General features: G+C 69.4%; 10 protein-coding genes. 3 read left to right on the top strand and 7 right to left on the bottom strand.

Features of this window, described 5'->3' with window-relative positions:
* Positions 1-133: 133 nt before the first annotated feature.
* Complete coding sequence (locus tag MRBLWH11_RS04945) at positions 134-6,157, top strand: GH92 family glycosyl hydrolase (RefSeq protein WP_341946953.1); 6,024 nt, start codon at positions 134-136, stop codon at positions 6,155-6,157.
* Positions 6,158-6,280: 123 nt separating this feature from the next.
* On the opposite strand, the gene MRBLWH11_RS04940 is transcribed toward MRBLWH11_RS04945, so the two are convergent.
* The 7 genes from MRBLWH11_RS04940 to MRBLWH11_RS04910 form a co-directional block, all read right to left on the bottom strand.
* Complete coding sequence (locus MRBLWH11_RS04940; RefSeq protein ID WP_341946952.1) at positions 6,281-7,411, bottom strand: lytic polysaccharide monooxygenase; 1,131 nt, start codon at positions 7,409-7,411, stop codon at positions 6,281-6,283.
* Positions 7,412-7,453: 42 nt separating this feature from the next.
* A complete protein-coding gene (locus MRBLWH11_RS04935) occupies positions 7,454-8,566 on the bottom strand; it encodes a Xaa-Pro peptidase family protein (RefSeq protein ID WP_116633970.1) in 1,113 nt (370 codons plus the stop codon).
* Positions 8,567-8,628: 62 nt separating this feature from the next.
* Positions 8,629-9,078 (bottom strand): hypothetical protein, encoded by a 450-nt coding sequence (locus MRBLWH11_RS04930; RefSeq protein ID WP_341946950.1) that lies wholly within the window; start codon positions 9,076-9,078, stop codon positions 8,629-8,631.
* A 95-nt stretch (positions 9,079-9,173) separates the two neighbouring features.
* Positions 9,174-9,668, bottom strand: coding sequence for a hypothetical protein (locus MRBLWH11_RS04925; RefSeq protein ID WP_116633326.1), 495 nt, complete (start codon positions 9,666-9,668; stop codon positions 9,174-9,176).
* Positions 9,669-9,742: 74 nt separating this feature from the next.
* On the bottom strand, positions 9,743-10,678 hold the full coding sequence (locus MRBLWH11_RS04920; RefSeq protein ID WP_341946949.1) for an alpha/beta hydrolase: 936 nt from the start codon (positions 10,676-10,678) through the stop codon (positions 9,743-9,745).
* 63 nt (positions 10,679-10,741) lie between these two features.
* A complete protein-coding gene (locus MRBLWH11_RS04915) occupies positions 10,742-11,533 on the bottom strand; it encodes an SDR family oxidoreductase (RefSeq protein WP_341946947.1) in 792 nt (263 codons plus the stop codon).
* 87 nt (positions 11,534-11,620) lie between these two features.
* Positions 11,621-12,178, bottom strand: coding sequence for a TetR family transcriptional regulator (locus MRBLWH11_RS04910; protein WP_341946946.1), 558 nt, complete (start codon positions 12,176-12,178; stop codon positions 11,621-11,623).
* An 85-nt stretch (positions 12,179-12,263) separates the two neighbouring features.
* On the opposite strand from MRBLWH11_RS04910, the gene MRBLWH11_RS04905 reads away from it, so the two are divergent.
* On the top strand, positions 12,264-13,022 hold the full coding sequence (locus MRBLWH11_RS04905; protein ID WP_341946945.1) for an SDR family oxidoreductase: 759 nt from the start codon (positions 12,264-12,266) through the stop codon (positions 13,020-13,022).
* Positions 13,019-13,672: an NAD(P)H-binding protein gene (locus MRBLWH11_RS04900; protein ID WP_341946944.1), complete on the top strand. Its 654-nt coding sequence runs from the start codon at positions 13,019-13,021 to the stop codon at positions 13,670-13,672. The genes MRBLWH11_RS04905 and MRBLWH11_RS04900 overlap by 4 nt, the downstream gene beginning before the upstream one ends.
* The last annotated feature ends 14 nt before the right edge of the window (positions 13,673-13,686 follow it).

Raw genomic sequence — 13,686 nt, 5'->3', positions numbered from 1 at the left:
CATCTTCCACACATCACCGGCGCTGTGATAGCGTCCTCATCATATGACAGCGGTGTCATAACCGTCCAGCCGCCTCGCGACGCGATCCACGGCAGACGAACGACACAGAGCAGTGAAGTTTCGAGGAGCAATCATGAGGGTCCCCAGCCCCGTTCATGCACGACCCGCGCGCCGATCATGGGCCGCGGCCGGCATCGCCGTCGCGGTCACCGCGGCGCTGCTGACGCCGATGCAGGCCACCGCCGCCGGCCCGACCGCGTTCGCCTCGTCGTTCGAGACGGATGACGCAGCGCCCGTGCTCGCCGGCACCGGTGAGGCGGTCAACGTCACGGGCAGCCGCTTCGTCCCGGGCAGTGTGCTCGGCGCGGTCACCGCCGTGACGGCATCCGATCAGAACACTCCCAACGAAGGCGCGGCGTTCCTCGCCGACGGCAACGCCGGAACCAAGTGGCTCGCCTTCAAGAACGCCGCGTGGGTGCAGTACCAGCTCTCCGCCCCGCAGCCGATGGTCCGCTACACGCTCACGTCCGGCAATGACGAGCCCGACCGCGACCCGAAGGACTTCCGCGTCCAGGGATCGAACAACGGCACCGACTGGGTGACCGTCGACGAGCGGTCCGGCGAGCTGTTCTCCGGCCGCGGCGAGACGCGCTCCTTCACCCTCGCGGCGCCGAGCGACGCTTTCGTCTACTACCGCCTCGACGTGCTCGCCACGAAGAACCCGAGCAAGAACATCGTGCAGCTCGCGGGTTGGGAGCCGATCGCCGTCGACGGCGCGACTCCGGAGCCCGCCGACCTGATGCTGCAGATCGGGAACGGCCCGACGAGCTCCGACACGGCCAAGACCGGCGTCGGCTTCTCCGGCACCAAGGCGCTGCAGTACACCGGACGCCACCTCGATGCCGGTCCCGCCTCGTCCACGAGCGTGCTCTACGACGCCGCCGACGTCACGGTCGAGCAGGACAGCGAGCTCTCGTACCTCGTCTTCCCGGTTCTCGACGGCGAGCAGACGTACGCCGCGACCTTCGTGGCCGTCGATCTGCTGTTCGACGACGGGACGACGCTCTCCGCCAGCGGAGCCGTCGACTCCTACGGCTACGGCGCGAACGCCCGTCAGCAGGGCCAGTCCAACGTGCTGTGGCCGAACCAGTGGAACAAGGTCACGGTCGACCTCGGCTCGTTCGCCGGTCGGACCGTCGACGACATCCTGTTCCGCTACGACCACCCGGGCGCCGAGGTCAAGGGCGTCGAGGTGCCGACCGGCGCGACCGCCTTCACCGGCTGGCTCGACGACATCGCGATCGGCGCGGCCGAAGAGCTCGACACGTCCGACGGCCTCGTCTCCTACGTCGACACGCGTCGCGGCACGAACTCGACCGGCGGATTCTCTCGCGGCAACAACCTGCCCGCGACCGCCTGGCCGAACGGCTTCAACTTCATCACGCCGATGACCAACGCCGACAACGTCGGCACGATCTACCAATACCAGCGGGCGAACAACGCGCAGAACCTGCCGGCGCTCAACGGCATCGGACTCTCGCACCAGCCGAGCATCTGGATGGGCGACCGCAACCAGATCGCGGTGATGCCTGCGGCCAACGCCGACCCGACCTCGTCTCTCAACGACCGCAAGCTGACGTTCCACCACGAGAACGAGACCGCGCGGCCGGACATCTACGGTGTCGAGTTCGACAACGGCATCCGCACCGAGGTCACCGCCACCGATCACGGCGCGATCTACCGGTTCGAGTTCACCGGCGACGCGAGCTCGGTGCTGATCGACCAGCTGGTCGACTCGTCGAAGCTGACGATCTCGGGCGACACGGTCACCGGCTGGGTCGACGGCGGCTCCGGCTGGCCCGGACGCACGCGCATGTACGTGTACGGCACCTTCGACCGGGAGCCTGCGAACGCGGGCGCGACCACGCGCGGAGACCGCAACGGCTCCGCCCGCTTCGCCGCCTTCGACACGGCCACCGACCGCACGGTCGAGCTGCGGCTGTCGTCGTCGTTCATCTCGCAGGATCAGGCGCGGACCAACCATGCGTTCGAGCTCGAGGGCGTCTCGTTCGACCAGGCGCACGCCGACGTGCGCGACGCCTGGAACGAGCGGCTCAGCGTCGTGCACGACGTGAAGGGCGCCACCGACACCCAGCTCGTGACCCTCTACTCGAGCCTGTACCGCCTCAACCTGTACCCGAACTCGCAGTTCGAGAACACGGGCACCGAGGCAGACCCGGTCTACAAGTACGCCAGCCCTGTCTCGGCGACGAGCGGATCGGCGACAGACACCCAGACGAACGCCAAGATCGTCGACGGCAAGATCTACGTCAACAACGGATTCTGGGACACGTATCGCACGGCCTGGCCGCTGTACTCGCTGCTCTACCCCGATGTGACGGAAGAACTCGTCGACGGCTTCGTGCAGCAGTACCGCGACGGCGGCTGGGTCGCACGGTGGTCGTCCCCCGGCTATGCCGACCTGATGACCGGAACCAGCTCCGACGTCGCGTTCGCCGAGGCGTATCTGGCCGGTGCGCTCAGCACCGACACGGCGCTCGAGGCCTATGACGCGGCCGTGAAGAACGCGACCGTGCTCCCGGCGTCGAACGCCGTCGGACGCAAGGGCCTCGGACAGTCGATCTTCCTCGGTTACACCGAGGCGACGACGCACGAGAGCGCGTCGTGGGGTCTGGAGGGCTACATCAACGACTTCGGCATCGCCGAGATGGCGAAGGCCCTCTCCGAGGACCCGAAGACCCCGGCCGAGCGCGTCGAGCAGTTGAAGGAGGAGGCGACCTACTTCGAGGCGCGTGCCGAGCACTACGTCGAGATGTACAACCCGGAAGCGGGCACGTTCACCTCGCGCAACGCCGACGGCTCCTGGACCTCGGGTGCGGACTTCGACCGCAAGGCCTGGGGTGGTGCCTTCACCGAGGCGAGCGCCTGGACCTTCGGTTTCCACGCTCCGCACGACGTCGACGGACTGGCCGCTCTGTACGGCGGGCGCCACGGACTGGTCGACGAGATGCACGAGTTCCTCACGGTTCGCGAGAAGGCCGACTACTCCGGCATCCACGAGGCACGCGAAGCGCGTGACGTCCGTCTCGGGATGCTCGGCATGTCGAACCAGATCGCGCATCACATCCCCTATGTGCTCGCCGAAGCCGGCGACCCGTCCGGGGCGCAGGAGCTGATCCGCGACATCCAGGACCGCCTCTTCGTGGGCTCCGACATCGGCCAGGGCTACCCGGGCGATGAGGACAACGGCGAGTTCTCGGCCTGGTACGTCTTCTCGGCACTCGGGTTCTACCCGCTCGAGGTCGGCTCCGGCGACTACACGGTCGGCACGCCGCTGTTCGACAGCGCGACGCTCTCGATCGGCGACAAGGAACTGGTGATCAACGCTCCCGGTGCTTCCGAGGGTCAGGACTACGTCGCCGGTGTCAGCATCAACGGCGAGGCGATCTCCGAGACCACGTTCGACGGCGACCTGGTTCGCGAAGGGGGAACGCTCGACTTCACGATGAGCGCCACTCCCTCGGCCTGGGGTGCCAAGGACCTCGGCGAGCAGCTCGAGGTGCCCACGACCCTCGTGGACGCCACGAAGCCCGGCCGCGGAACACTCGCGGCGACCGACGGCACGCCCGTCGCCTCCCTCGTCGACGACAACATGAACTCGAAGGTGACGTTCTCGGGTGACACCGCAGAGCTCGTGTGGACCTCGCAGTCCGGTCCGGTGTCGATCGGGCAGTACACGCTGACGAGCGCGGCGAAGGCCGATGCCCCGTCGAGCTGGACGCTCGAGGGGTCGATGGACGGCACGACCTGGACCGAACTCGACAGCCGAGACGGCCAGGCGTTCGCCTGGGACACTCAGACCCGCCCCTTCACGGCGAAGAACGACGACGGCTACACGAGCATCAGGCTCACCCTGCAGGGTGCGAGTGCGACGCTCGGTCTGTCGGAAGTCGAGCTGTTCGCCTCCGCCTCGGCGGCCGACGGCCTCTCGATCGCGGCCGGCCCCGCGCAGCGGGTCGCCGTCGGCACCGAGTTCGCCGGTCAGCTCGCGACGATCGTCGGAACGGAGACGGATGCCAGCGGCTACACCGTCACGGTCGACTACGGCGACGGTGAGGAGCAGGCCGACGCGCAGCTCACCCGAGACGACCTCGGCGGCTGGAAGGTGAGCGCTCCGCACACCTTCACCGCTCCCGGGACCTACTCGGCGACGATCACGGTGCGCGACTCGGCGGGTGCGGTGGCGCAGGCCACGGCGACCGTCACGGCCTTCCGCGACGAGACCTTCGTGGGCGCCTTCAACAACGTCTGCATCGGCGACCTCGGTCTGACCGCGGCGAACTGCGACTCGCAGGGCCACGGCTACTACCGCGACAAGCTGGCGGCCGACGGATTCGTGCAGGGCCAGACCCTCACGATCCCCGGCACGGAGCTGACCTACGACCTTCCGGCGGTGGCGGCGGGCGCGCCCGACAACATCACCGGCGAGGGTCAGACCGTCAAGCTCTCGCTGGGCACCGGGGCGACGCAGCTCTCCTTCATCGGCACAGCGACCGAGAGCAACCGCGACTCCGAGGCCACGCTGCACTTCACCGACGGCAGCACGCAGACGGTGACGATCAGCCTGGGCGACTGGGTCGGTGCATCCGGCAACCCCTACAAGAACAACACGGTGCTGACGATCTCGGAGGGTCGCCTCTCCGGGACCGGCGCCGAGGGCGGGGGCGCCAAGAACACCGCGATCTACGCGACGGCGCCGATCACGCTCGACGTCGACGACGCCGGTGCGCCGAAGGTCGTCGAGTCGCTGACCATGCCGCAGGAGCCCGGTGAGCTGAACGACGGACGGGTGCATCTGTTCGCGTTCGCCTCGGACGGCGACAGGGCGGCGGCCGCCCCGCTGAGCGTCGAGGCCGGCAGTGTGCCCGGTCAGATCGCCGGCGAGGAGTTCGACGCGACGCTGGCGACCGTCACCGGCGGCACCGGCGACGTCACCGCGGTCGTCAACTGGGGCGACGGGTCTCCCGTCACCGCGGTCGATGTCGCAGAGGGCGCCGTCAAGGCGGGCCACACGTACGCCACGGCCGGCACCTTCACGGTGACGATCACGGCGGACGACGGCGTGAAGTCGGCGGATGCCGCGCTCGAGGTCGTCGTCACCGAACCCGAGCCGCAGTACGACCCGCAGATCACGGTGCCGGCGGAAGCACGCCCCGGCGACGAGGTCTCGGTCACGGGCACGGGCTTCGCCGGTGGCGAGAGCGTCTCGATCCGCATCGACGACGAGGAGCCGGTCGTCGTGACGGCCACGGATGCCGGTGCCATCAGCGCCGAGATCCAGGTTCCGAAGAAGGCCGTCGACGGTGATCACCCCGTGGTCGCGATCGGAGACGTCTCGAAGATCGAGGCCAGGGCGTCGATCCGGGTCACGAGCGACACCCCGGCGCCGCAGCACACGAACGTGAAGCTGACGGCAGGATCCGACGACCCGGTCGCCGGCGAGTCGGTCGCGCTGACCGCGAGCGTGAAGCCGAAGAAGGCGGAGGGTACGGTCGAGTTCCTCGAGGCCGGCGTCGTCGTCGGTTCGGCCACGGTCACGGGCGGTGAGGCGACGGCCGATGTGCTGGTCGCCACGTCGGGAGCGCACACCTTCGTCGCCCGGTTCGTGCCGTCCGACCCGAAGGAGTGGGCGGGTTCCGAGTCGGAGCCGCTCACGATCGAGGTGCGCAGCACCCCGGTGCTGGACGCCGAGCTCGTGATCGGGCAGAGCAGCGTCGTGCAGGGTGGAAGCCTGGAGATCATCGGCCGCGGCTTCGCAGCGGGTGAGACCGTCACGGTCACTCTCCACTCCGACCCGATCCGTCTCGGTCAGGTGACCGCTGACGGGACCGGTGCCTTCCGCATCGCCGTGACCGTGCCGGCATCCGCTCCGGCGGGTGCGCACACGCTCGTCGCCGAAGGCGCGGACTCGGGCCTGAGCGCCCGCGTCGCGCTGCAGGTGACAGCGGCCGCAGGCGACGGCGGCGGACTCGCAGGAACGGGTGGGGCGATCCCCCTCTCGCTCATCACCCTGTTGCTCGTGCTGCTCGCAGCCGGAGGCATCCTGGTGGTCCGTCGGCGGCGTACGGAGGCCTGACCCTCACAGGCCCCACGTCACCGCCCTCCCGGAGTTCTCCGGGAGGGCGGTGGCTTTCTCGTTCCGGTCGCGATACGACAGGCATCCGTCCGCGGAATCGCTGCCGCTCTGCGATCTGAGCCGTCAGTGGGCGTGGCCTGCGGCGGGAGCCGTCGTCGGCTCCCAGAGCGACAGGGCGGTGATCCAGGTCTCGTCGCCCCAGCCGCGGTGCGACTGGACGGCGCGGTAGACGACGCCGAGATGCTGGACGAGATCGCCGCGCGTGTACGCGGCCGTCGCCGACCACTCCGGGATGCCGTCGACAGGGCCGGTGGGCTCTTCGGCATCCGTCGTCGCGGTGAGCACCGAGCTCGCGGTCTCCCCGGCGTCGGACACGGCCACGACGCGGTAGCGGTAGGTCGTCGCGGCGGTGAGGCCGCTGTCGAGGAAGCTCGTCGACGCGGTGGTGCCGACGGCGGTGAAGCTCACGCCGTCGAGCGATCGCTCGATGCGGTACTCGTCCGCACCGGCGGCCGCCGACCACATGAGGTCGACGGTGGTCGCCGTGCGATCCATGGTGTGCAGCCCACCCGGCGCGGCCGGAGCCGACGGGTCGACCGGGTCCACGGGGTCGACCGGATCGACGGGGTCCACGGGGTCGACCGCTCCCCCGCCGCGCACGTCGATGTCGATCGTGTTGTAGAAGGCGTTCTGCGTGTCGGCGATGTCCCAGACGGCGTAGATCACGTGGTAGCCGGTGTGGTCCGCCGGGATGTTCAGCGTGTGCACGGTCGGCACGGTCGGGATGCCGCCGCCGCCGTCGAAGCTGGTCAGCAGCTCGAGGTCGTCGCGCTCCAGCGGGTCGTTGGGGTCCCATCCCTGCTTCGTGATGAAGTAGCGCCATTCGGCGGTCCGATGCGCGGCGGTCAGGGACCATGCCACCTGGACAGGACCCGGCTGGACGAGGTTCTTGGCCCATCGGGTCGCCGACTGCTCGTCGAGGTCGCCGCCGAACAGGCCCCCGGCCGAGGCCAGCTTCCCGTCGACCGGACCGGCGGCGGGGAAGCCCTTCGGGGCTTCGAGGCTCTGCGGCTCGTACTGCACCGCACCGCGATCGGCGTTGGCCGACCAGGCGGCCCGGGCGATGAGCGACGACGACGTGCCGCCGACGTAACCATGAGCGGATGCCGGGGGCGCCGGTGCTATGAACAGGCCGGCGGCGGCGAGGGCCACCACGCCGAGCGCGGCGGATCCGAATCTCGAGAAGGATGTCATACATCCTTCCTAGAGTATTTCTGGACTCAGGCCAATATTTCGTCACACCGAGGTCAATGTGTGCGGTGCGACGTTGAGGCGCTCGCAGCCGTCCGCTGTCACGACCACGATGTCCTCGATACGGGCGCCCCACGAGCCCGCGAAGTAGATGCCGGGTTCGATGCTGAAGGCCATGCCCTCGCGCAGCTCCAGGTCGTTGCCGGGGGCGATGTACGGCTCCTCGTGCACCGAGACGCCGATGCCGTGACCCGTGCGGTGCAGGAACGCGTCTCCGAGACCGGCCTGCGCCAGGACGCCCCGGGCGGCGGCGTCCACCTCGGATGCCGTCGCGCCGGGGCGGACCGCATCGACGGCCGCCTGCTGCGCGCGCACGAGCACCGCGATGCGCTCGGCAGCGGCGGGGTCGGGCGTGCCCACGACGTAGGTGCGGGTGCTGTCGGAGTTGTACCCGCTCGGCACGGCACCGCCGATGTCGACCACCACGATGTCGCCGTCGTCGATCACACGATCCGACACCTCGTGGTGCGGATCCGCACCGTTCGGGCCGGAGCCGACGATCACGAACTCGACCGTGCGATGGCCCTCGGCCACGATCGCCTCCGCGATGTCGGCGGCGACCTCCCGCTCGGTGCGACCGGCGCGCAGCCACTCGGGCACCCGCCGATGCACGGCGTCGATCGCCCGGCCGGCGCGACGGAGCTCCGCGATCTCCGTCGCATCCTTGATCATGCGGCTCTCGCGCAGCACCGGGGTCGCGAGCTCGAGCGTCAGACCGAGGCGCGTGCCGAGCGGGATGACGTGCAGCGCCGGGAGGGCGTCCGAAACGCCGATCCGGGAGGCCTCTCCGACGGCCGCGGCGACCAGGTCGTAGGGGTTCTCGCCGTCGACCCAGTCCGCGACCGCGAGGCCGAGCTCGCCGACCGCGGTCGAGCGCACCTTCGCGAGCTCCATCCGCGGGACGACGACCGTGGGTGCGGCCGCTCCGATCACCAGGGCGGTGAGGCGTTCGATCGTGTCACCCTCGACCCCGACGAGATACTGCAGATCGGGGCCGGGACCGACGATGATCGCGTCGAGGCCGGCCGCTGCGGCGAGGGCCGCCGCCCGCTCGAGTCGGGCGGCGTACACGGAGGCGGGGAAGGGCGGTGTGCTCACGGCGTCCACGCTACTGCGCACCGCCGCGCCTGTCTCCGGGCTTCCAGCCGCGGCCGCGAACGTCAGCTGATCGCGAGACGAATGCGCTCCGCGAGGAGCTTCCTGTTCGCAGATGTCAACTCGAGCAGCGCGTACGCGGTCGGCCACATCGTGCCGTCGTCGAGGTTCGAGATCGGTTCGAAGCCGAACGTGCCGTAGCGCACCTTGAACTTGCTCGCGGGCTGGAAGAAGCACAGGACCTTGCCGTCCTTTCCCCACGCCGGCATGCCGTAGTAGGTGCGGGGCACGAGGTCGGGAGCGACCTCGGAGACCAGCTCGTGCAGCCCCGTCGCGAGCTTCTTGTCGGAGTCGTCCGACAGCTTGGCGATGGCCTCCTTGAGGTCGGCCTCGCCTTCGGCGCGCTGCTCCTCGGGCGTCTTCTTCGCCCGCGAGCGCTTGGTCTTGGCCTCTTTCGCGGCGGCCTGCATGGCCTCGCGCTCTTCGGCGGTGAAGTTCTTCGTGTCCTCGGCCATGATCGGCTCCTCTCGTCGTGCTCCGTCGATGTGTTCCAGGCTACGGATGCGCTCGGTCGCCGCGCTTCTCGATTCGTGATCGATCTCGCCCGCGCTCACCCCTCGGCGAGGAGGAAGGCGAGCTCCGTCGTCCAGGCGGTCTTCCGCGGCTCGATCCGGGGATCCGTGCGGAGGACCTCGAAACGGCCGGCCCACGCACCGGTCGACGGGTCGGCGTCGAAGTCCCGCGTCGACTCGTCGACCCATCCGAGCAGCATCCGATTGGCCTGGAGCGAGCTGCCGCGATACGCGAGCAGGGCGTAGTCGCCGGGCGGCTGCGTGCCCGCTCGCACGCGTCCGTCACCGGGGTGATCGATGCCGAAGACGCCGACTTCGATCTCCATGTCGGCGGCCATGTCGACGTGGTGGAGTCGCAGGAAGAAGGGCCCGTCCGTGTGCAGATCGCGCTCCGTGAGCCAGGCGGCGAGCTCCGCCAGGAGCTGATCCCGGACGCCGAGCATGCCGCGGAACGGCGTCACCAGACGGATGCCGACGGTGGGTGCGGCATCCCTGTGCTCGATGCGGGGGCCGTCGGAGACGTCGAAGGTCATGGGTCCATGATGCTCGCCGCCTCGCGCATCGTCCAGGTCGACGTCGACGAAGCGAGCGGGTCATCGTGGCCGCGCTACAGGCTCCTGATCGCGCGGACCTTCCCGGACTGATAGGCATCGTCGCCGAGGAGGAGCACGTCGTAGGCGTGGGGCATGCCCGGGTGCACGTGCAGCTCCGTGGACACGCCCGCCGCCCAGAGGCGCTGCGCATAGCCGACGTTCTCGTCGCGGAAGATGTCCATCTCGCCCACCTCGATGAACGCCGGGGCCAGGTCGGCGAAGCGGGTGTTGCGCCCCGCGGCGGCCAGGTGGGTGGGTTCGGAGCCGAGCTCGAGCGAGCTCAGAACGGCCTGCCAGGCGGTGCGGCTGTATGCGTACGAGAACAGTGTCGGAGACGCGGCGAGGTGCGGATCCGGCGGAGGGACGCGATCGTCGAGCATCGGATAGATGAGGATCTGACGCGCGAGACGGATTCCCGCGTCACGCGCGGCGATCGCGACGGACGCCGCCACTCCCCCTCCCGCGCTGTCACCCATCACGGCGATGCGGTCGCGGGCCACTCCGAGCCGTTCCGCGTTCTCGTGCAGCCAGGCGACGGCGGTCATCCCGTCGAGCGCCGCCGACTCCGCACCGCCCTCGGGTGCAAGACGGTAGTCCACCGAGAGCATCGGCACGCCCGTCCAGGCGACATAGGTCGAGATCAGCGGCCCGTACAGGTCGACGCTGCCTGCGACGCGGGCGCCGCCGTGGAAATGCACGACGGCGGATCCCGGTGGGACATCGCCGATCGAGTACCACGTCATGCGAACGGGGTGCCCGTCCGGCGCGGGCGCGGTGAACGATCGTGACAACACCTCGGGGTTCCCGGGCAGGGACCTCATCTGCGCGAGTCCGTCGTCGAGGATCGCGCGGAGCCGTCGATGGTCTCCCTCGCGGAAGTCCTCGGGTTGCGCGGGCCCCGCACCGAGGGCGATGAGATGGGCGACGGCGGGATCGAGATCGAATGGCATGGAAGCTCCTGTCGGTGGTGATGGGCGGAGGGGTCCGATCGCGGTCGGACCCCTCCCTGTCGGTCAACTGCGGTTCTGGACCTGGCCGGCGGCGAGAGCCGGGCCGAGGAGCATTCCGCCGTCGGCGATGTGCTCGGATCCGGTGATGAACGAGGCCTGGTCCGAGGCGAGGAACAGCAGCAGGCTGGTGATGTCCTGCGGCTCGGCCATGCGCTTGATCGCGAAGGCATCCGGGGAGAAGTAGTCGCTCACCGGTGCAGCGCCGGGGTGGAGCGGCGTGGTGATCAACGGGGTGTTGACGACCCCGGGATCGATCGAGTTCACCCGGACGCCGTCGCGGCCGAGCTCGATCGCGGCTGTGCGGGTCAGGCCCCGCACGCCCCACTTGCTGGCGACGTAGTGTGCGATGAGTCCCGTTCCCACATGCCCCGAGGTCGACGCGATGTTCACGATGGATCCGCCACCGCTTCGACGCAGGGACGGAGCGGTCGCGCGGATGCCGAGGTAGGTGCCCGTGAGGTTCACTCCGATCACGTCGTGCCAGTCGTCGAGGTCGCCGTCTTCGATGAGCGCCGTGCGCGCGAGGATTCCCGCGTTGTTCACGAGGACCGAGACGGGGCCGGCGAGGCGCTCCGTCTCGGCGATCGCGTTCTCCCAGTCCGCCGGCGACGTGACATCGAGGTGGAGGTAGTGGGCGCGGTCACCGAGCTCGGCGACCAGCGCCGCACCGGCCTCGTCCCGCACATCGGTGACGATGACGGTTGCGCCCTCGGCGTGGAAGCCGCGGGCATGGGATGACCCCATGCCTCCCGCAGCGCCGGTGATCAGCACGGTCTTGTTGTCGAAGCGAGTCATTGCTCTTCCATTCCTTCAAGTAAGTAATTGAATACTTATCAAAGTAGAACGGCGAACCCTATCCGTCAAGCCGAGGTCGTCGCCCTGTCAGCGGCGCAGGATCCGCTCGACGGCCGCGACGACCGAGGCTCGATGAGCAACGACCCGCTCCTCGTCGTCCGGCGCGCCCTCCAGAGCGGTGAGCCCCGTGGGGGAGATGAACCATGCCTGAGCGATCGCGTAGACGATGACGAGCAGGTCGACAGGAGAGAACGGCGCGGGAGTATCGGGGCGGATCAGTTCGACCTTGTCGGCGTAGGTCTCCAAGGGCTCGGCGGTCGCGCCGGGGCGCTCGAGTTGCGCCCACAGGCTCAGCCGCAGAACGTCAGGATGGCGTCGATGGTGATCGAAGACATCGCCTGCCCATCCCGTGAGATCGTCCGGTCGGGGTGGCGCGTCCTGCGCGAGCTGGCGGAGGGCGGTCGCCAGGGCCGCGTCGAAAAGCCCGCTCTTGTCGCCGAAATAGGCGTAGATCATTCGGACGTTGCTGCTCGCCGCCTTCGCGATCCGGTCCACGCGGCCGCCGGCGAGACCGCGTTCCGCGAACTCCGCGACCGCGGCAGCGAGGATTCGCGCCTTCGTGGCTTCGGCATCCCTCGTCGCCATGGGCTTGCTCCTTCTGTTCCGATTGACACGCGTCGACTCACACCCTAATCTATAGGTAAGTACTTATTTACTTATGGAGGAACGCATGACGGATTCAGCGATCGCCCTCGTCACGGGAGCAGGTCGAGGGCTCGGGCGCGCGACAGCGCGGGCCCTCGCACAGCGGGGATACCGCGTCGTCGTCGCCGCGCGCGACGAGGAGGTCGCCGGGGGAGTCGTGGCCGAGATCGAAGCGGAAGGCGGCACGGCACTGCCGCTCGCGCTCGACGTCGCCGACCTCGACGGCATCCGCGCAGCGCGCGACGCGCTGTTGGTCACGATCGACGAGACATGGCCGGGCTCGGCGATCGAGGTGATCGTGAACAATGCGGGAATCGGCCTCTTCGGTCCGCTCGCGGACATCACCGCCGAGGACTTCGACGAGACCTTCGCCGTGAACGTGCGAGGTCCCCTGTTCGTGATCCAGGCGTTCGCGCCGCATCTCGCTGCCGGCGCGCGCGTCGTCAACGTCTCGAGTTCGCTCAGTCGCCACGTGAGTCCGGCGACGTCCGTCTATGCCGCGTCGAAGGCGGCGATCGAGGCGCTGGGGCGAAGTCTCGCCATCGAACTCGGTCAGCGCGGCATCCGCATCAACACGATCGCGCCCGGGCCCACCGCGACCGACTTCAACGGCGGCGCGATGCGCGACAACGCGGAACTCCGACACGGACTCGGTCAGCAGACCGCGCTCGGGCGCGTCGGCGAGCCCGATGAGATCGCCCACGCGGTCGCGGCCCTCGTGTCGCGCGACATGCGCTGGGTGACCGGCGAGCGCATCGAGGTCTCGGGCGGGGTGCTCCTGTGAGCGTCGCGGTCTTCGGCGCATCGGGACAGACCGGCCGCCGTGTCGTCGCGCGTCTCCGCGACGAGGGTCAGGAAGTGGTCGCCGTCAGTCGACGGACATCGGCGGAGGGCGAAGGGGTGAGGACCGCGGTCGCCGACCTCGCTCACGTCGGCGTCGAGGAGCTCGCCGGCATCCTGCAGGGCGTCGATGCGGTCGTGTTCGCAGCCGCAGGCGACCCGATCCGCATCGACCGCGACGGGGCCCTCCACGTCATCGAGGCCTCGGAACGCGCGGGCGTGCGGAGGTTCGTGCTGATCACCGGCATGGGTGTCGGCCGGACTCGTCCGGCGGAGTACTACGGCGGCTTCTGGGGCACCTACTTCGGAGCGAAGAAGGCCTCGGAGGATGGCCTGCGTGCATCGACGCTGTCCTGGACGATCCTGCAGCCGGGGGAGCTCCTGAACACGCGCGGTCGCGGCGCCGTCGAACTGGCTCCCACCGGAGCACTGCCCATCGGTGCCGTGAGCCGAGACGACGTCGCACTGGCGGTCGTCACCGTGCTCGCCGATGAGCGGACGGCGGGGCGGAGCTGGGAGATCGTCCAGGGTCACCGCCCCATCGAGGCCGCGATCGAGCGGGCACTCGGGGCTGCGATCGACCGCAGCGCCTGACACCGCGGTCGAGG

Source organism: Microbacterium sp. LWH11-1.2 (assembly GCF_038397745.1).
In the GTDB taxonomy this organism is placed as follows: domain Bacteria; phylum Actinomycetota; class Actinomycetes; order Actinomycetales; family Microbacteriaceae; genus Microbacterium.
The sequence above is the reverse complement of the archived record's forward strand: the minus strand, read 5'-3'. Positions and strand labels throughout refer to the sequence as shown.